At 49.4% G+C, this 23,474-nt stretch carries 20 protein-coding genes; 11 read left to right on the top strand and 9 right to left on the bottom strand.

The window, feature by feature from the left end:
* Positions 1-2: 2 nt before the first annotated feature.
* Positions 3-2,333 carry a transglycosylase domain-containing protein gene (locus EYA81_RS18175; protein WP_117966422.1) on the bottom strand — a complete coding sequence of 777 codons (2,331 nt, stop codon included), beginning with the start codon at positions 2,331-2,333 and terminating at the stop codon, positions 3-5.
* 464 nt (positions 2,334-2,797) lie between these two features.
* Here EYA81_RS18175 and pyrB point away from each other — a divergent pair, with 464 nt between their 5' ends.
* The 5 genes from pyrB to glyA all read left to right on the top strand — a co-directional run bounded on the left by pyrB (position 2,798) and on the right by glyA (position 6,976).
* Entirely contained in the window at positions 2,798-3,745 is a 948-nt protein-coding gene (pyrB, locus tag EYA81_RS18170; protein WP_005829081.1) for an aspartate carbamoyltransferase, read from the top strand.
* Between the two features lie 26 nt (positions 3,746-3,771).
* Positions 3,772-4,236: an aspartate carbamoyltransferase regulatory subunit gene (pyrI, locus tag EYA81_RS18165; protein WP_117966419.1), complete on the top strand. Its 465-nt coding sequence runs from the start codon at positions 3,772-3,774 to the stop codon at positions 4,234-4,236.
* Complete coding sequence (locus tag EYA81_RS18160; RefSeq protein WP_117599593.1) at positions 4,233-4,799, top strand: flavin reductase family protein; 567 nt, start codon at positions 4,233-4,235, stop codon at positions 4,797-4,799. Before pyrI ends, EYA81_RS18160 begins: the two co-directional genes overlap by 4 nt.
* 23 nt (positions 4,800-4,822) lie before the next feature.
* Entirely contained in the window at positions 4,823-5,593 is a 771-nt protein-coding gene (locus tag EYA81_RS18155) for a porin family protein (protein ID WP_117966416.1), read from the top strand.
* A gap of 102 nt (positions 5,594-5,695) precedes the next feature.
* The gene (gene glyA, locus EYA81_RS18150) at positions 5,696-6,976 is read left to right on the top strand and encodes a serine hydroxymethyltransferase (RefSeq protein ID WP_117599591.1); all 1,281 of its coding nucleotides are present in this window, start codon (positions 5,696-5,698) and stop codon (positions 6,974-6,976) included.
* 104 nt (positions 6,977-7,080) lie between these two features.
* Here glyA and EYA81_RS18145 read toward each other — a convergent pair whose 3' ends face one another.
* Positions 7,081-8,751, bottom strand: a complete 1,671-nt coding sequence (locus EYA81_RS18145) for a formate--tetrahydrofolate ligase (RefSeq protein ID WP_119962218.1) — start codon at positions 8,749-8,751, stop codon at positions 7,081-7,083.
* Positions 8,752-8,880: 129 nt separating this feature from the next.
* Between EYA81_RS18145 and EYA81_RS18140 the strand changes: the two genes are divergently transcribed.
* Entirely contained in the window at positions 8,881-9,006 is a 126-nt protein-coding gene (locus EYA81_RS18140; RefSeq protein ID WP_117966480.1) for a DUF3791 domain-containing protein, read from the top strand.
* Positions 9,007-9,205: 199 nt separating this feature from the next.
* Here EYA81_RS18140 and EYA81_RS18135 read toward each other — a convergent pair whose 3' ends face one another.
* Both EYA81_RS18135 and EYA81_RS18130 read right to left on the bottom strand, forming a co-directional pair.
* Positions 9,206-10,381 carry a TlpA disulfide reductase family protein gene (locus EYA81_RS18135; RefSeq protein ID WP_226791163.1) on the bottom strand — a complete coding sequence of 392 codons (1,176 nt, stop codon included), beginning with the start codon at positions 10,379-10,381 and terminating at the stop codon, positions 9,206-9,208.
* Positions 10,382-10,514: 133 nt separating this feature from the next.
* On the bottom strand, positions 10,515-12,668 hold the full coding sequence (locus EYA81_RS18130; protein ID WP_131226270.1) for an outer membrane beta-barrel family protein: 2,154 nt from the start codon (positions 12,666-12,668) through the stop codon (positions 10,515-10,517).
* A 201-nt stretch (positions 12,669-12,869) separates the two neighbouring features.
* Here EYA81_RS18130 and EYA81_RS18125 point away from each other — a divergent pair, with 201 nt between their 5' ends.
* The 5 genes from EYA81_RS18125 (at position 12,870) to EYA81_RS18105 (ending at position 17,791) form a co-directional block, all read left to right on the top strand.
* Positions 12,870-14,564, top strand: a complete 1,695-nt coding sequence (locus EYA81_RS18125; protein WP_119962215.1) for a sensor histidine kinase KdpD — start codon at positions 12,870-12,872, stop codon at positions 14,562-14,564.
* A 51-nt stretch (positions 14,565-14,615) separates the two neighbouring features.
* Entirely contained in the window at positions 14,616-15,338 is a 723-nt protein-coding gene (locus EYA81_RS18120) for a response regulator transcription factor (protein WP_131226268.1), read from the top strand.
* Between the two features lie 21 nt (positions 15,339-15,359).
* The gene (locus EYA81_RS18115; RefSeq protein ID WP_117599587.1) at positions 15,360-16,166 is read left to right on the top strand and encodes a hypothetical protein; all 807 of its coding nucleotides are present in this window, start codon (positions 15,360-15,362) and stop codon (positions 16,164-16,166) included.
* Positions 16,167-16,266: 100 nt separating this feature from the next.
* The gene (locus tag EYA81_RS18110) at positions 16,267-16,863 is read left to right on the top strand and encodes an occludin (RefSeq protein ID WP_119962214.1); all 597 of its coding nucleotides are present in this window, start codon (positions 16,267-16,269) and stop codon (positions 16,861-16,863) included.
* A 28-nt stretch (positions 16,864-16,891) separates the two neighbouring features.
* Positions 16,892-17,791 (top strand): SDR family oxidoreductase, encoded by a 900-nt coding sequence (locus tag EYA81_RS18105; RefSeq protein WP_131226266.1) that lies wholly within the window; start codon positions 16,892-16,894, stop codon positions 17,789-17,791.
* A 34-nt stretch (positions 17,792-17,825) separates the two neighbouring features.
* Here EYA81_RS18105 and EYA81_RS18100 read toward each other — a convergent pair whose 3' ends face one another.
* From EYA81_RS18100 to EYA81_RS18085, 5 genes are all read right to left on the bottom strand, one after another.
* The gene (locus EYA81_RS18100; protein ID WP_119962213.1) at positions 17,826-20,042 is read right to left on the bottom strand and encodes an AAA family ATPase; all 2,217 of its coding nucleotides are present in this window, start codon (positions 20,040-20,042) and stop codon (positions 17,826-17,828) included.
* An 11-nt stretch (positions 20,043-20,053) separates the two neighbouring features.
* Positions 20,054-20,179, bottom strand: coding sequence for a hypothetical protein (locus EYA81_RS19835; protein WP_255425186.1), 126 nt, complete (start codon positions 20,177-20,179; stop codon positions 20,054-20,056).
* A 31-nt stretch (positions 20,180-20,210) separates the two neighbouring features.
* Positions 20,211-21,101, bottom strand: coding sequence for a F0F1 ATP synthase subunit gamma (locus tag EYA81_RS18095; RefSeq protein ID WP_117599583.1), 891 nt, complete (start codon positions 21,099-21,101; stop codon positions 20,211-20,213).
* Positions 21,102-21,194: 93 nt separating this feature from the next.
* A complete protein-coding gene (atpA, locus tag EYA81_RS18090) occupies positions 21,195-22,778 on the bottom strand; it encodes a F0F1 ATP synthase subunit alpha (protein ID WP_117599733.1) in 1,584 nt (527 codons plus the stop codon).
* Positions 22,779-22,911: 133 nt separating this feature from the next.
* A complete protein-coding gene (locus EYA81_RS18085; protein ID WP_119962212.1) occupies positions 22,912-23,472 on the bottom strand; it encodes a F0F1 ATP synthase subunit delta in 561 nt (186 codons plus the stop codon).
* Between the last annotated feature and the right edge of the window lie 2 nt (positions 23,473-23,474).

Here is a 23,474-nt window from a genome sequence, read left to right as displayed (position 1 = left end):
AACTAATTAAACAGTTCGTCGAGTCCCTCTATCGGTTCTTCTATATGGGTGTCTCCTTCCAGATTTATATCATCCTTGCACGGGTCATAGCCTTCGGGCAACTGGAATGTTTCATTTTCATCATATCCCAGCGATTTGTCACCGAGCACTTTCACCATGTATTTGGTCCAGATAGGCAATGCCATGGAAGCACCTTGTCCGTGAAGCATCGTATCGAAGTGGATGTCGCGGTCCTCACCGCCCACCCAGCAACCAGACACGAGCGAAGGCGTGAAGCCCATAAACCAGCCGTCGGCATTGTAGTTTGTCGTTCCGGTCTTGCCGCCCATGTCGGCTTTCACACCCAGACGGCGCACACGGCCTCCGGTACCTTCGTTGACAACGGCACGCAGCATGACCAGCATCTTGTAAGCGCTGGATACGCTGATGACTTCCTGCATTTCGGGGGCAAAGGTTGCCAGCACGTTTCCGTCGTTGTCCTCGATGCGGGTCACGAACAGCGGAGCTACCCGGATGCCCTTGTTGGGGAAAGCGGTATAGGCGCTCACCATCTCGCCGACGGAAATCTCGCACGGGCCCAGACAGAGTGAAACGGAAGGTACTATGTCGCGGTTGCGGACACCGAAAGTATGTATCAAGCGTTTCAGGTTATAGGGGTTCAGCTTGCTCATGAGATAGGCCGTAATCCAGTTGTCCGAGTTTGCCAGCCCCCACTTCACGGTCACCATGTCGCCAATCAGCTTTTTGTTGGCATTACGCGGCGTCCACGGTTTTCCGTTTTCATCAATCAGCGTGTATTCCACGTGGCGCACTTCGTCGCAGGGAGAAAAACCGTTCTCCATAGCCAGTGTATAAAGGAAAGGCTTGATGGTAGAACCTACCTGGCGGCGTCCCACCATGGCCATATCGTACTGGAAGTAATGGTAGTTCGGTCCGCCTACGTATGCCTTGACGTGTCCGTTGCGCGGGTCCATGGACATGAAACCGGCACGCAGGAAGAACTTGTAGTAACGGATGGAATCCATCGGGGTCATAATGGTGTCTTTCTCCCCTTCCCAACTGAATACGGACATCTCCTCCGGGGTGTCGAAGGCTTTCTTTATTTCAGCTTCGGTGGCTCCGGCTTTTTTCATGAGGCGGTAGCGGTCGGACAACCTCATGGCACGTCCCAGAATCTCGTCCACCTGCTCCTGGGTCAGACGGAAGGTGTAGGGAGCTTTCTTGGCTCCTTTCTTTTCCTTGAAGAAGTAACCTTGCAGTTCCTTCAGATGCTCTGTCACGGCATCCTCGGCATACTGCTGCATACGCGAGTCGAGCGTGGTATAGATTTTCAGCCCGTCGGTGTAGAGGTTGTATTTGGTACCGTCTTTCTTGGTATTCTTTTCGCACCATCCAAAGAGCGGGTTGTTCTCCCAGTCGAGTGAATCCTCGTAGTATTTCTGCATTTGCCAGCCGCGGTAATCAGCCTTGTCGGGCTTCTTGGCAGTGAGCACGCCGCGCAGGTATTCGCGGAAATAAGTGGCCAGCCCTTCCTTGTGGTCCACACGGTTGTATTTCAGTTTCAGAGGCAACGCCTGGAGGGAGTCGCGCTCGGCTTCCGTAATATATCCCGCTTTCCGCATCTGGTCGAGCACCACATTGCGCCGTCCGCGGGAACGTTCATTGTAGCGCACCGGATTATAGAGAGACGGATTCTTGCACATGCCCACCAACGTAGCCGCTTCCTCAATCTTCAAATCTTTCGGTTCGCAACCGAAGTAGGTAAAGGCAGCAGTCTTGATGCCTACCGCATTGTTCAGGAAATCGAACTTGTTGAGATACATGGTGAGGATTTCCTCTTTTGTATAGTAACGTTCCAGCTTTACGGCAATCACCCATTCGATAGGCTTCTGGAACAGACGTTCCATCACATTGTCAGCACTGGGGGAATAAAGCTGCTTGGAAAGCTGCTGGGTGATGGTACTGCCACCGCCGGCATTCTTCTGCATCAGGATACCGCGCTTCACTATGGCACGCGTCAGGGCGTAGGCATCAATGCCCGAATGTTCGGCAAAACGTACATCTTCCGTAGCTATCAAGGCGTTAATGATATTGGGCGACAAATCATTGTATCCCACAAACACGCGGTTTTCCTTACTATAGGAATAAGTACCCAATACTTTTCCGTCCTCGGAAAAGACTTCTGTGGCAAATTTGTAATTTGGATTTTCCAGGTCTTCCACCGGAGGCATATAGCCTATCCAGCCCTTGGCTATGGAAAAGAATATAAAGACACACACCAGCGAAATCAGTGCGATGAAAATCCATAGGATTTTGACGACTTTCCTTATCATGTTTCAGTTGCTAAAATCAAAGTTCAATAATAGGGCAAAGGTACGGAAATATATTAAACGCACCTATGCTTTCCCGTATCTTTTTCGACAAATAATCAGTATTTCACATTAGAAAACTCGTGTTTTTCATGCGTGTTTTTGCTCGTTTTTGGGCGATTTTTGCTTAAGAAACAGGATTTCCATTGATGTTTTTTTTAGTTTTTCTGCACTTAAACAGCTGCAATACAATACTGATACATAAAACGCAGATGCCATTTATACCTATAATTATATATCTAACAACAGCAACTACAAAAAAAAGTGCTGCTGTTGCCGATTCATACCCTTTGTAGATTTTGCAAAACAAATGCCGCACGGTTTGAAAAACAGCCCATATTTCGCAAAAAAACTTCCCCGCATATTTCCGTAGCCCGCATATTTTCCGTAACTTTACACTCTCGAAAAGTATAAATGAATTCAACGATATGGAAAACAGAAGTTTAGTCACCATTGCCGAGCATAGCCGGGAAAAAATCCTCTATATGCTCGAGATGGCGAAAGAATTTGAAGCCCATCCCAATCGGCATATATTGGACGGGAAAGTAGTTGCCACCTTATTTTTCGAGCCTTCCACCCGTACACGCCTCAGTTTCGAGACTGCCGCCAACCGGCTTGGAGCACGTGTCATCGGGTTCAGCGACCCAAAGGCCACCAGCTCATCCAAGGGCGAGACGCTGAAAGACACCATCAAGATGGTGAGCAACTATGCCGACATCATCGTGATGCGCCACCACCTCGAAGGAGCCGCACGCTATGCCAGTGAAGTCACCACCGTGCCCATTGTGAATGCAGGAGACGGTGCCAACCAGCACCCCTCACAGACCATGCTCGATCTCTATTCCATCTACAAGACACAAGGTACACTGGAGAACCTGAACATTTTTCTGGTCGGCGACTTGAAGTACGGCCGTACCGTCCACTCCCTGCTGATGGCCATGCGCCACTTCAACCCCACTTTCCACTTCATCGCTCCCGACGAGTTGCGGATGCCCGAAGAATACAAAATCTACTGCCGCGAGCACAACATCAAGTACGTGGAACATACGGACTTTACGGAAGAAATCATCGCAGACGCCGACATCCTCTACATGACCCGTGTGCAGCGCGAGCGCTTCACCGACCTTATGGAGTACGAGCGGGTGAAGAATGTCTACATCCTGCGCAACAAGATGCTGGAACATACCCGTCCCAACCTGCGCATTCTGCATCCGCTGCCCCGTGTCAACGAAATAGCCTATGATGTGGACGACAATCCCAAGGCATACTATTTCCAGCAGGCACAAAACGGACTGTATGCCCGTGAAGCTATTCTGTGCGATGTACTGGGCATCACACTGGATGAGGTGAAAAAGAGTAAAGGAGTAATTCAGTAGAATCGTCTAATAACTAATATTTCAAGATGTTAAGCGAAAAGAAACAGGAATTGCAGGTTGCTGCTCTGGAAAACGGCACTGTAATAGACCATATACCCTCCGAGAGACTGTTTACCGTAGTCTCCCTGCTCGGACTGGAACACATGAGCAACAATATCACCATCGGCTTCAACCTCAAGAGCAAGAAGCTGGGCACGAAAGGCATTATCAAGATTGCCGACAAGTTCTTCTGCGACGAAGAGATAAACCGTATCGCCGTGGTGGCTCCCAATGTAAAACTGAACATTATCCGCGACTACGAAGTGGTGGAGAAACGCGAAGTCCGCCTGCCCGACGAACTGCGCGGAATCGTGAAATGCGCCAACCCGAAGTGCATCACGAACAATGAGCCTATGCCTACGTTGTTTCATGTCGTGGATAAGGACAATTGCGTCATCAAATGCCACTACTGCGAAAAGGAGCAGACCAGAGAAGATATTGAGATTATATGAAAGAAGACTGGAAACCCGGAACCATGATTTATCCGCTGCCCGCCGTACTGGTGAGCTGCGGAAGCACTCCGGAGGAATATAACATTCTGACTATCGCATGGACGGGGACGATTTGTACGAACCCGCCCATGTGCTACATCTCCGTACGCCCCGAACGCCACTCCTACGACATCATCAAGCGGAATATGGAATTCGTCATCAACCTCACCACGAAAGACATGGCCCGTGCCACGGACTGGTGTGGCGTACGCTCCGGAAAGGACTACAACAAATTCGAGGAAATGCATCTGACACCCGGGAAAAGCACCGTAGTCAGCGCGCCTCTTATCGAGGAATCACCGCTTTGCATAGAATGCCGGGTAAAGGAGATTATGGCTCTCGGTTCGCACGACATGTTTATAGCAGATGTGGTAAATGTCCGTGCCGATACCCGTAATCTGAACCCTGAAACCGGCAAACTGGAACTGGCGGAAACGAATCCGCTGGTTTATGTGCACGGCGGATATTATGAGCTGGGGGAAAAGATAGGCAAGTTCGGATGGACGGTGGAGAAAAAGAAGTAATAATGCGATAAAGGTTTTAAGAGATGGAGCTGCGACGAATCCTGATGGGCTTATATCTGTTGGCCTTCCCCACCATGATGTGGGGACAGACTCCGATTGTGCCCGGTACTGCCGATGAAGAGCATTCCGGACACCGCAAGGAAACTCCGGTCAATTTCGGTTTCAAAGGCGGTTTCACCTCTTCCCTGTTCCTTGTGTCCCAGTTCAGCGTCAACGGAGTGCCCATCGACGAAGTGCAGAACAATTACAAGATAGGATATTTCGGTTCCCTTTTCATGCGGATAAACTTCGACCGCCACTTTCTGCAACCGGAAATATCCTACAACATCAACCGGTGCAACATCACCTTCGAGAAACCTCTGCCCGAAAACGCCGCATCAGGAGCCCTGCCGGAGGAAGCCTCCATTACATCGTCCATCCACAGTATAGACATCCCCGTCATCTACGGATACAACTTCGTCAAGGAGGGACCGTACAGCCTTGCCGTCTTTGGCGGACCCAAAGTGCGCTATATATGGGACCGGAAAAGCGACATCGACTTCGAGAATTTCGACCAGGTGAATATCCGTGAAAGGCTGCGTCCGCTCAATCTCAGCTTCACGGTCGGCGTATCCGTCACCATCTCACGCGTCTTTTTCGACTTCCGTTACGACATGGGGCTGCACAACATCTCCAAAAGTGTGACATACGATATTCCGGCCGACAACAACGCCGCAGACGAAAATACGAAAAACGAAATCCGTTTTCACCGCAGGGACAATGTGCTGAGTTTTTCTTTCGGAGTGTTCTTTTGACAGTAAATTTCTTCCTTTTCTTTCAATTTATTCATTTATTTCCCGTAAATTTGTGCGCTTAATAAGAGAACACAGATTTACCAAACTTATCTAATAAGCAGAATGAAAAGAGATGATTTAATTTTCGAACTTATCGAAAAAGAACACCAACGTCAGCTCAAAGGCATTGAACTGATTGCATCAGAGAACTTTGTAAGTGACCAAGTTATGCAGGCAATGGGCTCCTGCCTTACCAACAAGTATGCTGAAGGATACCCCGGCAAGCGTTACTATGGTGGCTGTGAGGTAGTGGATCAGAGTGAACAGATTGCCATCGACCGCCTGAAACAAATCTTCGGCGCAGAATGGGCCAACGTACAGCCGCACTCCGGTGCACAAGCTAATGCAGCCGTATTCCTCGCCGTGCTCAACCCGGGCGACAAATTCATGGGACTGAACCTTGCACACGGTGGTCACCTCTCCCATGGCTCCCTGGTCAACACTTCCGGTATTATCTATACTCCCTGCGAATACAATCTGAACCGGGAAACCGGACGCGTGGACTATGACCAGATGGAAGAAGTTGCCCTGCGCGAGAAACCCAAAATGATTATCGGCGGCGGTTCTGCTTATTCCCGCGAATGGGACTACAAGCGCATGCGCGAAATCGCGGACAAGATAGGTGCCATCCTGATGATTGACATGGCTCATCCTGCCGGACTGATTGCAGCCGGTGAACTGGATAACCCCGTGAAATACGCCCACATAGTGACCTCTACTACTCACAAGACTCTGCGTGGTCCTCGTGGTGGCGTTATCATGATGGGTAAGGACTTCCCCAATCCCTGGGGCAAGAAAACTCCGAAGGGAGAAATCAAGATGATGTCCCAGTTGCTGGATTCAGCCGTATTCCCCGGTATCCAAGGTGGTCCGCTGGAACATGTCATCGCAGCCAAAGCCGTTGCCTTCGGCGAAATCCTGCAACCGGAATGGAAAGAATATGCCAAGCAGGTGAAGAAAAATGCCGCTGTCCTGGCACAAGCCTTGATGGACCGTGGCTTCACTATTGTTTCCGGCGGTACGGACAACCACTCCATGCTGGTGGACCTGCGCAGCAAATATCCCGATTTGACCGGTAAGGTTGCCGAGAAAGCGTTGGTATCTGCCGACATCACCGTAAACAAAAACATGGTTCCGTTTGACAGCCGCTCGGCTTTCCAGACTTCCGGCATCCGTTTGGGTACTCCTGCCATCACAACCCGTGGTGCCAAGGAAGACCTGATGCTCGAAATTGCCGAGATGATTGAAACCGTTCTGTCCAACGTAGACAACGAACAAGTCATCGCAGAGGTACGTGCACGCGTCAATGCAAAGATGAAAGAATATCCTCTGTTTGCTTATTGATAAGCAAACAGCAATTAAGAATTAAAATTAAAGGCTGCGCGATGTTCGCTTTGAACTGCGCAGCCTTTATTCTTGCTTTTTAATTCTAAACGCGCTCCGCGCGTTTAGCTCAGCCCTTCTATATTTCCATCCACAATATCAATGTGTTCGGCTTGTGGTTTCTTTGGTAATCCCGGCATACGAAGAATTTCACCGGCGATGGCTACAATCATTTCCGCACCGTTGTTGACTACAATATCCTTGATATGGAATTCAAAGTTATTGACCGCACCATATATCTTCGGATCGGCAGAGAAGGAGTACTGCGTCTTGGCGATACAGACGGGGTAATGGCTGATACCCATCTGCTCTATCAGTTTGATAACCTTGCGGGAATGGAGACTGTAAGTCACTACACTTGCTCCGTAGAGGTTGCAGGCTACCTTTTCGATTTTGCGTTCCACGCAATCGTTCTCCTCGTAAGTGAAGGTCAGCGGCTCGGATGGTTTGTTCTCAATAGTATCTACTACCAGATTGGCAAGGTCAACGGCTCCCTCTCCTCCTTTGGCAAAGGCGTTGTTCACGGCAAAACCTACCTCGAGCTTTTCTTCGCAATGGCGGCGGATAGCTTCCACCTCCTCGTCCGTATCACTGGCAAAACGGTTGAATGCCACGATGACCTGCTGACCGAATGAACGCAAATTGCGTACATGCTTGTCCAGATTGCCGAAGCCCTCTTTCAGTCCTTCCATATTGGGTTCCTTGATGCGGTCCAGACTGACGCCGCCATGCATCTTCAATCCTTGTGCGGTAGCAACGATTATCGTCAACTTGGGTTGTAGGCCGCTCTTGCGGCACTTGATGTTGTAGAACTTCTCCGCACCCAGGTCAGCCCCGAAGCCGGCTTCCGTCACTACATAATCGCCGAATGTCATGGCCATTTTTGTGGCAAGAATGGAGTTGCAACCATGGGCAATATTTGCGAACGGTCCTCCATGAACAAAAGCGGCAGTACCTTCGGTAGTCTGCACCAAGTTGGGATTGATGGCATCTTTCAGCAGAACAGTAATGGCACCGGCTACTCCTAACTCTTTCACAGTGAATGGAGTACCATCAAAACGAAATCCCAAGATAATGTTCTCGATGCGACGGCGGAGGTCATCAAGGTCTGTTGCCAAGCAAAGAATGGCCATAATTTCAGAAGCCGGAGTAATGTCGAAGCCCGACTCCTCGGTAATGCCGTTAGTGCTCGGACCCAATCCGGTGACAATACTGCGCAAGGAACGGTCGTTTACATCGAGTACACGCCGCCAGATGATTTCTTTCAGTCCGAAGCCGTCCGCCTGATGTTGGTACAAATAATTGTCGAGTAATGCGGAAATCATGTTGTGTGCCGAAGTAATGGCGTGAAAGTCGCCCGTAAAGTGCAGGTTTATCTTCTCCATGGGAAGCACCTGGGCATATCCTCCGCCGGCAGCACCGCCTTTCATGCCGAAACAAGGACCCAAAGAGGGTTCGCGCAGAGCGACAATTGCCTTTTTGCCTATCTTGTTCAGTCCCAGTGCCAGACCGATGGATACGGTTGTTTTACCGATACCCGCCTTTGTCGCAGTAATTGCCGTCACCAGTATCAGATTACTTTTCTTCACCTTCTCTTCATCAATCAGATGAGTGGGAATCTTGGCTATGTATCGTCCATAGTTCTCTACCTCGTCACGCGGGATATCCACACTTTCGGCAACCTGCTTTATCTTCTTCAGCTCTATGCTGCGGGCTATTTCAATGTCCGATTTCATACAGAGTCTTTTCTTTAAATAACAACTTTAATGTTTTGAAAGTTGCAAAAGTACATTTTTTGTAGCAAACCACATCAAGGTAGAAATACTTTTATTACATTTGCAAGAGACAAAAACATGGTTCATCTTATGAATAAATCTGAATTGGATGTTACTTATTTCATCTCGTTCTGCATAGAGCAGTATAAAAAGAAGAACTCTATGCAGGGAAGGGAGGTAATGGAGTTGTTTGACAGATACGGAGTGTTACAATAGAGGCACTAACCTATCTCAATTATATTAAAGCAGAGGAGGTATACTATGAATAGAAAAATTACAGACAATAACCTATATTTATTGCTACCCTCCAAAGTCAGTCTGTTCAATTGCTTGAAAAGGAAAACACCAAATATTGGCATTACGGTCCTGTCGCATTGTATGAAAGTTTCATTAGAGAACGGGAATAATTTGATTATCATTCCATCAGTTTTCCCAGTTTCTCCAACAAACTGCCTTTCCCGTAACCGGACCACATCTCTACAACCTCTCCCTCCGGAGATAAAAACACATAGCGGGGAATGGAGCCTGCGCTATACTTGGCATACAATCCGTGATTGCCTTTCAAGTCATTCAAGTTCCACCAACTGATGGCATGATGGCGCGAAGCTATCTCCCAATTTGTTTTGTCATCAATGCTTATACTTACTACCTCCAAACGGTCTTTATACTTTTGGCTGATTTCCTTCATCTCCGGCAAAGCCTTGAGGCAAGGACCGCAACCACGGCTCCAGAAATCTATCAGCACCGCTTTCCCCTTGAAATCGGACAAGCGGTGTACGTTTCCTTGCAAGTCAAACAAGTCACCATCCGCAGCTTGCTCTTGGGTAGCAACCGTCTGGGCAGGAAATAGATATGCCCGGATATCCAGAGCTTCCGGTGTCTCGCGCTGTTCATCGGTAAGTCTGGCATATAACTCCTCTACTTCTTTGCGATAGGGATATCCCTTGGTGTACCTCACCCCTATCGCCAGACTTTTCAGTTTATCCATCCATACCTCCTCTATCGGCAACTGCTTCATGCGGGCTATAACATTGGAATCTATGCGGATATCCAAATCATTTTCTACTTTCTCCAAGCTGTCACGTAGAGCAACGACCTTTGCCAACACCTCCTTATCATCCGGTTTCCGGGGATATTTGCGCATCAATCGCATGTGCTCCATTCTATTCTCCTGATTATGGTTCCATAAATCCCGTGAATCGTTTACAAAAAGCTGCCATATCTTCTGTTGCGGCATTTCACTTTCCACCTGCCAGGTGTAGATGTTCATATCCTCGCCCGTCAAGCGGATATGGGAACCTTCCTTAGCCCAAAGGGACAATCCCATACTATACAGATTACCGTCACGAATCATCAAACTCAAACGTTCTGTATCTGTTTTAGAGATAGGTATTTCAAAACGAAAACTGTCTCCCTGAAGGGTATCTGTTGCAATACTGTTTCCCACGTCTCCTTCCATCCGAAATAGATTCAGGCAGACTCCTTGCTTCACATTCTTTACTTTTCCTTCAATGACACAAGTACCTTGCGCCTGCATACAAACGCTTACTAATAACAGAAATACAGCGCTTACTACCTTCCTGCAGTTCATATCCTTTATCGATTTTGATTAACAATGAACAATGATACTAAGAATAAAAGGAATTACGAAAATATCGTAATCCCTTTTATTCATATTTAACATCGACCTTTTTTATTGTAACTATTCAGCGAATAATTACTTTTTATTTGAACCGCGACGTATCCACCGCCTCCCGTTGCTTCTCCTTATATCCTCCGAATTTATAGGTAAACGATACGCCGAATTCGCGGAAGCATGAGTAATGATTCGTCACATTCTGCGTCTTGAAACGAATGCGGGGAGAAATCTGTCCCGTCTCAAAAATATCGTTGCAGTAGAGGTTGAGGATGGCTTTGTTCTTGGCAAAGCCGTAGCGCAGGGCAATATTCACATTGCCCGACGTAGGCAGGTCGTAAATGCCCTGAATGGCTTTACTATGCACAAAGCCGGTCACCGTCAGCTTCAAGTCGGGTTTGGTGGAGAGAGTAAAAGTATTGCTCATCTGGGCAATGCCATAGCATTGCTTTCTGTCGAAAGGAATATCCCAGAAATCACCATCCTTTTCGCGGTGCCACAAGCCTATGAGGGTAAGGCGAGAATTCAACCAATCCTTCACCTTAAATGGGATAGAGGCTTGTATTCCTGCTTGTTGCTGATAATCAAAATTGAGTGTCTTGTAGATTTCAACCAGACGTTCGGAGGATTGGTAGAGTGTCTGTACAGAGTAGTCCTTGGTGTGGTTGAACCAGGCGCTGAAGATGTATTTGCTCTTCAAAATATAGGTCATTTTCAGCTCATACTCTTGTGCCGGTTTCAGCAACGGATTACCATGCAGCTCAGAGTATCCACCGCCGATGTAAGAGACGGCATCCTGCACCGCCCAGTAGTCGGGATAGTCCTTGTCGCTGCTCAGAGAGAGCTGAAGGATATGTCCCGGTGCCGACATATAGTTCAAGTTGACGATGGGATACCAGTCCCACTGGTTCCAGACGGGAGTCTTGTAATGCTCCACAGCCAGGGAAGCGTCCAAAGCGAGTTTGTCGCCGAAACTCTTGCTGAAACCTGCATAGATATTCCAGGTCTGTTCGCGGCGGCGGGACTTCATATTGCTTAAGGCATCTGAGGAGGTCAGTTGTTCGCCGGTTTCGGGGTCGTAATAATATTGGTAGCTGTTGTCGATGCTGGTAGTATAGATGGCTCCGTAATTCAAATCCCAACCTTTTCCCAGACTATGCTCCTGGGCCAGAAAGAATTTCCATCGGTTGATGCGTTGGCAATCTTCGGTGTAGAAGTCAAGTTCCTCATCCTGCATGCGGCTATGCAGCAACTGGTCGGACGGGGAACGGTAGTAGGTCAGTTCGGCACCGGCTTTGAGGCCGAAAGGGGTACGATAGTCCAGACGGCCGTTGTGCAGCCAGTCAGTGCTATTGCCATGAGTTGTGGACACCTGCGTGCCCGTCACGCCCTTCCAGTTGTGGGAGGTGGAATAGCCACCGTTATAGACGAAACTCAGCTGATGGTCCTTGGCGATGTTATAGTCCGCCCCTACCCTGAAATTATGGGTATGGCTGCGGCCACGGCCCACCTCATCTGTTGTCATGGGGTGAACCGAGCCGTCTGCCAGGGTGTGCACAGCCTCTTTGTCGGTAGTAGAGTAGCCCCGGCCATGGCTGTGCGAGTAAAGAAAATCTGCTGAGAATTTATTTTTGCTGAAGAGCAGGCTGGCGCGTTCCTCAAAGCCTTCGTTATGCTTCTGGCGATACTTGGCATAGAGTTCGCCTTGCCAGGAGCCGGGGCCGCCTGCCGATTGTTTCAGGGTGATATTGATCAGTGCGCCACGCACCTGGTAGCGTGCAGGGGCGTTGTACATCACTTCCGCCTTCTCTATGCGGCTGGCAGGGATGCTGCGCAGCAAGGAATAGAGCTGCTCTGTGCTGAGGGTGGTTACTTTGCCGTCCAGGATAACGGTGACTCCCTGGCCTGCCAACTGCAGCCCGCCATTCATCTCGATGACGCCGGGAAGCTCTTTCACGGCATCGTAGGCATTGTCTACAGGGAGGTTCCGGATAAGGCGGGGCAGGTCGTACACCAGCTTGCCTTGCGCTGCCTTAACGATGGGGCGTTCACCGGTAATCATCACTTCCGGCAAGGTCTGATAAAGACTGTCCAGACGGGCATCGGTCGTGATAAGGCTGTCGGCGCTGAGGATGCGGTTGTCGTCCGCACCGGAGGTGGTTGCAGTACCGTTATTCTCTTGTGCCGAAAGGCTGATGCTCAAAGCACAGCATACAATAGGGAGTAAATAGAATCGTTTCATGTTCTTCTTTTTATTTATGTTTATATTCTTCTTCTGCAAATCTTCGTCTGCAAAGTACGGCAGAATCAGCAGAAACTTGTGTTATCAGCGGCTTACCAAGTGTTATCCAGTGTTATCGGGAGTGTTATTTAGTCTTATCGGATGATAGGTTTCACAATATTAATCTTACCTTTGTATGTATAAAAGTAACCGGAAACAAACATGAAACTGCCATTCAAATATATTGCCATACTTGTCATCGTCTCCCTGGCCGGTATCTTCGCCTACCAAGCCTACTGGCTGACGGGGCTCTACCATACCATGCACAGCGAAATGGAAAGGGACATCACCGAAGCCATGCGCATGAGCGACTATAACGAAATGATGATACGCGTGGATAAAATGAAGCAGGACGACATCAACCACGGTGAAGTCAGCGTATCAGCCGGATACAGCGATGACGGAAAATCATTTGTCCGTAGCAGTACCACCATCTCCCGTGAAGATTCTTTGGACAACGCTACCCTGCACGAAACCTTCATGCCCAAAGGAGACAGTGTTTACGTGACCCACCCGAACGATTCAACCCGCGTAGAAGTCAGTGTCAGGAAGAACGTTCCTTTGCTCACCAAAGAGGACAGTGTGCTTTTCATCGACCAGTACAGGGAAACGGATAAAGTCCGTTGGATGTCTGCCGATTCTGCCCGAGAGCCTCTGGAAGAAGCAGTCAGGGACTCAGACAGCTCTCCCCAATCCGCATTGAGTGCCAAAGAGAGACTGGATGTGATTTTGCGCGACCAAAACAGTATGCTGGAACTCGCCACCTACTTCCAGCGCGGACTGCATTCGGGACTGGACATCATTTCCGACCCCGACGTAGTGCTTTATGACAGCCTGCTGACTTCATTCCTGCACGACCGTAACATCAATCTTCCCCATAGGCTGCTACATCTTCACAAAGGCAGCAAATGGGACTCTACCATTCTCTATATAGATACATTGGTAAACATCGGTACCCCCGGCTATGTGCCTACCTCAAAAGCCGTGGAATATAATTATTCTTTCGACATCAATACAAATCAAAGCTACCGTCTCATCATGGAACCGGCCGGCATGTTGGTCTTGCGACAGATGTCGGGCATTCTCACCACATCATTCGTTATTCTGATCGTACTCGCTTTCTCCTTCTGGTTCTTGATACGCACCATCCTGAAACAGAAGACACTGGAAGAGATGAAGAGCGATTTCACCAACAACATCACCCACGAACTGAAAACCCCCATCGCCGTAGCATATGCCGCCAACGACGCTCTGCTCAACTTCAACCAAGCGGAGGAAAAGGCCCAACGCGACAAATACCTGCGTATCTGCCAGGAACAGCTTCAGCGCCTCAGTGGACTGGTTGAACAGATACTTTCCATGAGTATGGAACGCCGCAGGACTTTCCGCCTGCACCCGGAGGAGTTTGCAATACGTGATATTCTGGAAACGCTCATCGAACAACACAAGCTGAAAGCGGAAAGCTCCGTCCATATATCGGTGGACATCGAACCGGAAGATCTGAGCGTACTTGCCGACCGTACGCATTTCAGCAACATCATCAGCAACCTGATAGACAACGCCATCAAATATTCGCATGGAGAAGCCGAAGTGACCATCCATTGCCGCAAGGTAACCGTCGAAGGGCAGAATGAACAGACTGAAATCTCCGTCAGCGACCACGGTATCGGTATTGCTCCCGAGAAGCAGAAGCACATCTTCGACAAATTCTACCGCGTACCCACGGGTAATCTGCACGATGTGAAAGGCTATGGGCTGGGATTGTTCTATGTGAAGACCATGATAGAGAAGCATGGTGGCAGCGTATCGGTAAAGAGTGAGTTGGGAAAAGGAAGTACCTTTACGATAAGGATATGATAACATTATTTGTTAAGGAGCTTTACATTACTTGTAACAAAAGCGACAATTATGGAAAAGATAACCGTACTTCTGGTTGAGGACGAACAGACCCTCGCCATGATTATCAAGGACACATTGGAAGGGCAGAACTTCATCATCCACACCGCAGCAGACGGTGAAGAGGGATTGCGCAAGTTCTTCGACCTCCACCCCGACGTGCTGGTGGCAGACGTGATGATGCCCCGCATGGACGGCTTTGAAATGGTGCGCCGCATCCGGCAGACCGACAAACAGACCCCGGTACTGTTCCTTACCGCCCGCTCCGCCATCAACGATGTGGTGGAAGGGTTTGAGCTGGGTGCCAACGACTACCTGAAAAAGCCTTTTGGAATGCAGGAACTCATTATCCGCATAAAGGCCCTGGTAGGCAAAGCTTTCTCCTTTACAGAAGAAAAGCCCAAAGAAACTACCGTTTTTGAAATCGGTGACTACCGTTTCAATTCCGTCACTCAACGACTTGCTTTTGCAGGCAGCACCCCGACTTCACCTAACGCGGATACGGAAGTGGAACTCTCCCACCGCGAGTCCGAAATACTGAAACGCCTTTGCGAGAACCGCAACCAGGTGGTCAACACCCAGAACGTATTGCTCGACCTCTGGGGAGACGACAGCTTCTTCAACTCCCGCAGCCTGCATGTGTTCATCACCAAACTGCGGCATAAACTGGCCGGAGACGAGCGCATCCGTATCGTCAATGTGCGGGGAATAGGATATAAACTAATAGTGAACTAAACTAAAACTAAACTACTATTTATGAGAAAGTTATTATTCATCACTTTTATCTGTTCCTCACTCTGCGCCTATGCACAGAGCGAGATTCCGGAAGACACAATAAAGAACCGGCCTCCCGTAAAGAAAGAGCAGATTCCCTTTTCTCCAAAAGAGAACAAGCGTACGGGCCTTGATGAAAGCCAGCCCCAACAAAGTCTGCAGGGCGAACAGCAGGAAGAGATAAATCTCCATCTCCCTCCCTCCGACTATGTGGAGCCCCTGCCCTGGACGGACATGAAGAAGATACACTTTCAGAAGAACATCTTTGAATGGGACTTCCAGCGTTTCGCCGATTTCCTGCTCTCGCCGGAAGTCGTACTGACGATGTACGGCAGCCATAACACCTATCCTGCAATGGGCTCCATCATGCAGGCTGGCGCAGGAATTACTTATTACAGTCCCGACGGACATTGGGAACTGAGCGGCGGAGTGTATGCCGCCCACTATTCCATCTCTACCCCCTCCTCCATTGCCGGCGCCCGGTATGCCAAAAGGGATGCCCCCCGGGGTACCCAATGGGACGTAGGTTACAATGCCTCCGTATCCTACCGCATCAATCCCTACATGCGCCTGCATGCCTTCGGCCAGTATTCGGGCTACGGGAGAAGCAACTCCTTTCATGGATATATGAACCCGATGTATCCGCAAAGCGGTTATGGCATGGTACTGGAACTGAAAGTGACGGACTGGCTCGACCTCAACGGAGGCCTGGAACGGAGCTACGACCCCACCAAAATGAAATGGGTGACTTCGCCCGTCTTCGCCCCTACCATTCGTATAAAGAAATAGAAATAATACAAAGATATTTCCGGAAATAGAGGGAAACGAGTATCTTTGTTCAGTCCGCCCCTATGCGGCAGACAGCAACTGAAATTGTGAACAAAGAACTATGAAACGAATCTTCTTCTGCATCATCATTTTACTTGCAGGCATGTCATCCGTCAGCGCACAGAGCGAGATGCCTGCCGATACGGTACGTACTGCAGTACATGGCGAAGCGTCTCCCGAAGGCATGTCTCCGTCTGAAAAGGAGCTTCTGCCGGGCGTGAAGAATTACGACGGCTTCCTGCTGGATATGGGGCTGATGAATCTGTCTGCCCCCACTCTTCCCAAATTCACTTTGGAGATACCGGATGCCAGCAAGGACTACAGCCGCATCTTCCGGTTGAACCCGAACGTGACTTATTCACAAGGCCTTTCGAACATATTCTCACTCAGCAACTCCCGGTATTTCAGTTCGAATCCCTTCGGACTGACGGGCTTCTGGGGCTCTACTGACAACCTGCAAATGGGAAGTTTCACTTTGAAGAACGGCATGCGCATCCATACGTACGGCGAATATGACAAGGACGGCTGGAAAGTGCCCAACCCTTCCGCACTGCCTTGGGAAAAGAACAATTTCAAAGGGGCGTTCGAGCTGAAATCAGCCAACGGAGCCTTTGGCATACGCATCGAGGTACAGCAAGGCAGGCATGTGCCCTATTGATGCCCACACCATTTAACAACCAAAGTCAATGGCAAGAAAGAAAATACTGGTGATAGGTGCCAACGGTTTTACCGGCAGGCGCATCCTGGATGATTTGTCCCGCAACTTGTCTTATCAGACAACGGGCTGTTCCCTGCACGACGACATCTGTCCCCATTCGGGCAACTATCGCTTTATCCGCACGGATATATGCAACCGCCAGGCGGTGGAAAAGCTTTTCCAGGAAGTACAGCCGGATGTTGTAATCAATACCTCCGCCCTCTCCGTCCCCGATTATTGCGAAACGCACCATGCAGAAGCGGATGCCGTCAACATCACTGCCGTAGAGCACCTGGCAGAATGCTGTGAGACGGGAGGCAGCCGTTTTATCCATCTTTCCACCGACTTCGTTTTCGGTGGTGATACGGACCGACCCTATACAGAGGAGGATATTCCCGCTCCCGTTAATTATTACGGCTACACCAAACTGGAAGGTGAGAAACGTATCGCTGCCGTTTGCAAGGATTATGCCATCGTGCGTGTAGTGGTGGTGTACGGTGCCTCCCTGCCCGGACAGCATGGCAATGTGCTTCAACTGGTGGCAAACAGATTAAGGAGCAATGAGGAAGTGTTCGTCGTGTCCGACCAATGGCGTACGCCCACCTTCGTGGGAGACGTGTCGCAAGGAGTGGAGAAGCTGATAAGTCATCCGCAAAACGGTATCTATCATCTCTGTGGCAGCGAGTGCCTGACCATTGCAGACATCGCTTATCGGGTAGCGGACGTATTGGGACTGAATCGCTCGCTCATCCGTCCCGTCACTACGAAGGAGATGAATGAAAAGACGCCACGTCCCCGTTTCAGCGGGCTGAGTATAGAAAAGGCACGCCGGGAACTGGGATATCGACCGCATACGCTGAAGGAAGGAATAAAGCTGATGTTCGGATAGTAAATAATGCAAGTTCGGATGGCAGCAGATTCGACTACAGCAACTCCGGCTCTGCCAGTCCTTTCTCTTTGCGATACACACGTACCATCTCCAGAATCACATCTCCATATTTCTCCACCCCTTTCTTTCCGAAATACGGAATGCGTACAAGCATGGCCTTATCCGAAGGAAGCAGATTGCTGATACCCAGAATTGCCTTCTGCTGAATGACGGTATATACGGGCAACCCTAATGCGGAAGCTTCTGCATTGCGCCATGCCACCAAGCGGTTGTAAAGTTCCGGATGCAACACATCCGTGGGTACTTCAACAGCTGCAGCATCGCGTTTCCGCTCACGCGGACGTTTCTCTTTATCAGCCTGCTTACTGCTTCCCTGCCCTTCTTTGGCAGCAGCACTTCTCCCTTTGCCTTTACCCTTCTGCGAAGCCGAATCGTCAATGGAAAGCAGTGCTTTCTGCTTCAAGTATCCTGCCACATGGAAACCATTCTCCAGTACATAATCCAGCAAATCAGTCTTCAAGTCAAACATTGCCTCCAGTTCCTCCATGGCATCCCGGAGCTTCTTCTTCAACTCTTTATTGTCGGAAGTTACCGTACTCGCCATCACCGCATCCAGCGGTTGCAACTGCTCTTGAAAATAAGTGGCGGCAGAGTGTATGCGCCCCTGCAAAGTCGGGTCGGCTGCATAGTCCTGCGCAGTATCAATCAGACGGGTATACTGGATACCGAACTTCTGGGCCACTTTCGTCACTTTGTCGTGAAAACGTTCCACTTCCTCCTTGCAGGCTGCGAGTTGCTTGGGAAAGAGCTTGTACAAGTGCTCGTCTATCAGCCGCACATACCGCCGCAAAGCCTGCTCCATGGGCTGGAAATCGAACAAGCCCGACAGCAGTTCCAGGAAATAGGTCTGCTGCAAGGAACGGAAGCGTTTCTCGTCCGGCTCGTTTCTCCGTGCCTCCATCGTGAAGGTTTCCACTGCATTGTCATTGATTATGGCTCTTGCAGAAAGCGGGGCACTGAGCACCACTCCCTCCAATGTCTTGCAGCGGCTCAGGGCCACATACGTCTGCCCATGCGCAAAGGAGGCGCTGGCATCAATCACGGCACGTTCAAACGTCAGTCCCTGGCTTTTGTGGATGGTAATTGCCCAAGCCAGTTTCAACGGATACTGCCGGAATGTTCCTTCAATATCTTCTGTAATCTCCTTGGTTTCCTCATCAAGCACATACTTGGCATTCGTCCACTCTTCCTCCTGAAGTAAGAAGGTAGCGTCGCTTCCCTTGCTGCGCACTTCAATTCCATCTGCCGACACGGCTGTCACCTCTCCAATCATGCCATTGTAGTAACGGTGTTCGCCGGAGGTGTCGTTCTTCACAAACATTACCTGGGCACCGCGTTTCAGTTCCAGCACCTCATCCGTAGGATAGGAATATTCGGGAAACTTTCCGTCAATCTTGGCGCGAAAGGCATACGAGCGTCCCGGAAGTTGTTCCAGCTCATGGTCATTAATCCGTTGGGCCTGATAATTGTGGGTCACCAGGCGGATGTATCCTTCTTCTTTATCAGGTACGAAATTGGGAATATACCGGCGGTTCAAGGCTTCCAGCACTTGTCCGTCACAACGGTTTTCGCGAATGCGGTTCAGTAATTCAAGAAAAGTCCCATCGTTCTGCCGATAGACTTTCTTTAGCTCTATGGTGCAATATTCCGTCTGCTTCAAGGCCTGGCTGGAAAAGAAATAGGGCGTGTCATAGTATTTGCGCAGCATCTGCCACTCATCGTCTTTCACTACGGGAGCAAGCTGCTGAAGGTCGCCAATCATCAGCAACTGCACGCCGCCAAAAGGTTTGTTCCGGTCGCGGAACCGCCTCAAGACGGCATCCACCGAATCGAGCAAGTCGGCACGGACCATACTGATTTCATCGATGACCAATAAATCTATACTGCGTATAATGTTGATTTTCTCTTTCCCGTAACGGAAACGGTAAGATGCTTTGCCATCCGCGCTGAATGAGCTTTCGGGCACATAAGGAGCGAAAGGTACTTGAAAAAAGGAGTGGATGGTGACACCGCCTGCATTGATAGCGGCAATTCCCGTCGGCGCAAGTACAATCATCCGTTTCGGACTCTCTGCCTTCAGTCTTCGCAGGAAAGTTGTCTTACCGGTACCTGCCTTGCCGGTCAAAAAAAGATGAGTGCCTGTGTTTTCAATGAATTGCCATGCAAGCGCTATTTCGGGATTATTCTCCATGGATATGTTTATTATTCAACCAATCCGCTCTCTCTCAGAATGATACGGATTTCATCAGTAGCCATATATGATAATAGGACAAAGATAGCGGTTATTTCGTTATCCTTGTCCTTATTATTCCATTTATTTGTACCCATCCTGAGAAAGCCCTTTACGGGGCAATCCGGACTATTTCAAGCTACCGCCGATAATATCGAGCAGCTCATTCGTAATGGCCTGCTGACGGCTCTTGTTATACTGTTTCGTCAAATCCTGAATCAGCTCATTGGCATTGTCTGTCGCCGTCTGCATGGCAAGCATACGGGCAGCATGTTCCGAAGTATTGGAATCGAGAAGCACGGTAAATATCTTCTGACTCAACACTTTTGGCAGAAGTTCCGCTATCAACTCGCCGACGGAAGGTTCCACAATGTAATCATTATTGAAACTGCGGGCATCTTCCGGTACATCTTCTGCCGCCTCCTGCGCCACTTGCGTCAGGTCAATGGGCAGATAATTCTCGCGAAGCAGCACCTGCGAACCCATCGATTTGAAGTGGTGGTAAATCAGCTCCACATGGTCAATTTGCTTTTCCACAAACTCATGCATCAGCTTCTCCGCCAGCTCATACGCTTCAACGTACGAAGGCTTGTCTGCCATCAACTGATAGCTGCCTTGCGGCACATATCCCATTTTCTTGACAGCTTCCTCCACCTTTCTCCCAACGGGATATATCAGAATATTCTCCTTGCCCAGCGACTGGTAACCTTCCAAAGTCCGTTCCAGCATCTTCGCCACATTCGAGTTGAATGCACCGCACAAGGAACTATTGGACGAAAACGCCACGACCGCTACCCTCGTCACGGGCCTTTTCTCGGTATAGGGCGACTCGAAGGAAGCATCCGTACGCAGAAAGTTCGTCAGAATCTCATTCAGCTTCCGTTGATAAGGCAGCATATTCTCAATCCGCCCCTGCGCCTTGTGCAGTTTGGCAGATGCCACCATCTTCATCGCCGATGTTATCTGGCGTGTACTCTTGACGGAGCTTATTCTATTTTTTACCTCTTTCAGTGAAGCCATATATCTATTTACGATTTACAATGTACAATGTACAATTTGCCATGCGGGTTATGGCGCAGCTAAATTGTAAATTGTAAATTGTCTAATTGTACATTACATGAATTGCCTTGCAACCGCCTCTGCCGTCTCCTCAATCTTTTTGCAGACATCGTCGTTGATGACACCTGTCTTTAAAACGTCGAGTACCTCCATGCGATAGTTCATCTCAAGAGACTCAAGGAAGTTGCGTTCAAACTCGCTGACCTTGTCCAAAGGAATATCCCTCAACAAGCCGTGTGTGCCGCAATAAAGAATGGCAATCTGCTTTTCTACCGGCATCGGACTGTATTGGGGCTGTACCAGCAGGCGCGTATTCTTCTGTCCCTTGTCGATGGTCAATGCCGTCACGGGGTCCATATCACCACTGAACTTGGTAAATGCTTCCAGCTCACGGTACTGTGCCTGGTCAATCTTCAATGTACCTGCCACCTTCTTCATCGCCTTGACTTGGGCATTGCCACCCACACGGCTCACGGAGATACCCACGTCAATGGCCGGACGGTTACCCTGGTTGAAGAGATTCGTATCAAGGAATATCTGCCCGTCAGTGATTGAAATCACATTCGTTGGGATATAGGCGGACACGTCTCCTGCCTGAGTTTCGATAATGGGCAATGCAGTCAGCGAACCACCACCTTTCACCTTGCCTTTCAGACTATCCGGCAGGTCGTTCATCTCGCGTGCCACTTCCTCCTGGCTGATAATCTTCGCCGCACGTTCCAGCAAACGGGAGTGCAGATAGAAGATATCACCCGGATAGGCCTCACGTCCTGACGGACGGCGCAGAATCAGAGACACTTCACGATAGGCCACCGCCTGCTTGGACAAGTCGTCATAGACCACCAGCGCATGACGGCCGGTATCACGGAAATACTCTCCGATGGCAGCCCCTGCAAAGGGAGCGTAATACTGCAATGCAGCCGGGTCTCCCGCCGTAGCAGCCACCACAATGGTATAGTCCATCGCACCGTATTGGTGCAGGGTATTCACAATAGAAGCTACGGTAGAACCTTTCTGGCCAATGGCTACATAAATGCAATATACCGGATCACCTGCTTCAAAATTGGCACGCTGGTTGATGATGGTATCGATGGCAATGGCTGTCTTACCGGTCTGGCGGTCACCGATAATCAGCTCACGCTGTCCGCGACCAATAGGTATCATGGCGTCCACAGCCTTCAGACCGGTCTGAAGCGGCTGATTCACCGGCTGGCGGAAGATGACTCCCGGTGCCTTACGTTCCAACGGCATTTCATAAAGTTCTCCGCCTATCAGTCCTTTGCCATCAAGCGGCGCACCCAGAGGGTCTATTACACGGCCCAGCATACCCTCTCCCACCATGATGGAAGCAATACGCTTGGTACGCTTTACAATGAAGCCTTCCTTGATTTTATCCGTAGGGCCAAGCAACACAGCACCCACATTATCCTCTTCGAGGTTCATCACAATGGCCTTGATGCCGTTGTCGAACTCCAACAACTCGTTGGCTTCGGCATTGCGCAACCCATAGATACGGGCTACACCGTCACTGACTTGCAGTACCGTGCCAATCTCGTCCAACTGTACGCGGGTGTCAATCCCTTCCAGTTGCTTGCGGAGAATATCGGAGACTTCGCTTACTTTTATATTTTCAGACAACATCTTAGTATTTACTATTTTACGATTTACTATTTACTATTTGAAAGAACCCGAATCATATACCGTTTTGACCTCTACAACTTACGCATCACAAGACTATTAAATAGTAAATTGTAAATTGTCAAATCGTAAATCATACGATCCTTCTATTCTTATCAATAAACTGCTGTTTCACTTTCTTAAGCTGCGTAGCAATACTGGCATCCAGACGGAAGTCGTTGATGTCGAAGATAAAACCACCTTCAATGGAGGGATCCACTTCAGTCTGCAGCTCCATGCTGGCATGCAGCAGGGTGGAAGCACTGTTATGGATACGCTCCCGCACTTCCTGGCTGACGGGAACGGCTGTTATCAGCTTTCCTACACCGATATGCTTGTCTTTCCGGTACAAATCCAGAAAACTCAGGCAGATGTACTGGAGAAAGTTTTCCCGCCGGTTCTTCAACACCAAGGTCATGAAACGCGCAAACTCACGGCCCGCAGGAGCATCCCCCACAGCAGCGGTACAGATAAGTGCGAACTTCTCACGTATCGTCAGGATGGGGTTTTCCAATGCCATGCACAAATCCGGATGTTTCCTGAAGCTACGGGCAAGCATACAAAACTCCTTGTACAGAGTATCTTCTACCCCCATACTCTTGGCATATTCCATCAATGCTTTCGCATAACGCATCGAAACGATTCCTATATCCATTT

It is taken from the genome of Bacteroides sp. A1C1, from assembly GCF_004328515.1.
In the GTDB taxonomy this organism is placed as follows: Bacteria; Bacteroidota; Bacteroidia; order Bacteroidales; family Bacteroidaceae; genus Bacteroides; species Bacteroides uniformis.
This window is presented reverse-complemented; position numbering and strand designations above follow the sequence as displayed.

Coding starts and splice junctions, on each gene's coding strand:
- EYA81_RS18175 (WP_117966422.1), bottom strand. CDS start 2,333: ATGATAAGGAAAGTCGTCAAAATCCTATGGATTTTCATCGCACTGATT.
- pyrB (WP_005829081.1), top strand. CDS start 2,798: ATGGAAAACAGAAGTTTAGTCACCATTGCCGAGCATAGCCGGGAAAAA.
- pyrI (WP_117966419.1), top strand. CDS start 3,772: ATGTTAAGCGAAAAGAAACAGGAATTGCAGGTTGCTGCTCTGGAAAAC.
- EYA81_RS18160 (WP_117599593.1), top strand. CDS start 4,233: ATGAAAGAAGACTGGAAACCCGGAACCATGATTTATCCGCTGCCCGCC.
- EYA81_RS18155 (WP_117966416.1), top strand. CDS start 4,823: ATGGAGCTGCGACGAATCCTGATGGGCTTATATCTGTTGGCCTTCCCC.
- glyA (WP_117599591.1), top strand. CDS start 5,696: ATGAAAAGAGATGATTTAATTTTCGAACTTATCGAAAAAGAACACCAA.
- EYA81_RS18145 (WP_119962218.1), bottom strand. CDS start 8,751: ATGAAATCGGACATTGAAATAGCCCGCAGCATAGAGCTGAAGAAGATA.
- EYA81_RS18140 (WP_117966480.1), top strand. CDS start 8,881: ATGAATAAATCTGAATTGGATGTTACTTATTTCATCTCGTTCTGCATA.
- EYA81_RS18135 (WP_226791163.1), bottom strand. CDS start 10,381: ATGAACTGCAGGAAGGTAGTAAGCGCTGTATTTCTGTTATTAGTAAGC.
- EYA81_RS18130 (WP_131226270.1), bottom strand. CDS start 12,668: ATGAAACGATTCTATTTACTCCCTATTGTATGCTGTGCTTTGAGCATC.
- EYA81_RS18125 (WP_119962215.1), top strand. CDS start 12,870: ATGAAACTGCCATTCAAATATATTGCCATACTTGTCATCGTCTCCCTG.
- EYA81_RS18120 (WP_131226268.1), top strand. CDS start 14,616: ATGGAAAAGATAACCGTACTTCTGGTTGAGGACGAACAGACCCTCGCC.
- EYA81_RS18115 (WP_117599587.1), top strand. CDS start 15,360: ATGAGAAAGTTATTATTCATCACTTTTATCTGTTCCTCACTCTGCGCC.
- EYA81_RS18110 (WP_119962214.1), top strand. CDS start 16,267: ATGAAACGAATCTTCTTCTGCATCATCATTTTACTTGCAGGCATGTCA.
- EYA81_RS18105 (WP_131226266.1), top strand. CDS start 16,892: ATGGCAAGAAAGAAAATACTGGTGATAGGTGCCAACGGTTTTACCGGC.
- EYA81_RS18100 (WP_119962213.1), bottom strand. CDS start 20,042: ATGGAGAATAATCCCGAAATAGCGCTTGCATGGCAATTCATTGAAAAC.
- EYA81_RS19835 (WP_255425186.1), bottom strand. CDS start 20,179: ATGGGTACAAATAAATGGAATAATAAGGACAAGGATAACGAAATAACC.
- EYA81_RS18095 (WP_117599583.1), bottom strand. CDS start 21,101: ATGGCTTCACTGAAAGAGGTAAAAAATAGAATAAGCTCCGTCAAGAGT.
- EYA81_RS18085 (WP_119962212.1), bottom strand. CDS start 23,472: ATGGATATAGGAATCGTTTCGATGCGTTATGCGAAAGCATTGATGGAA.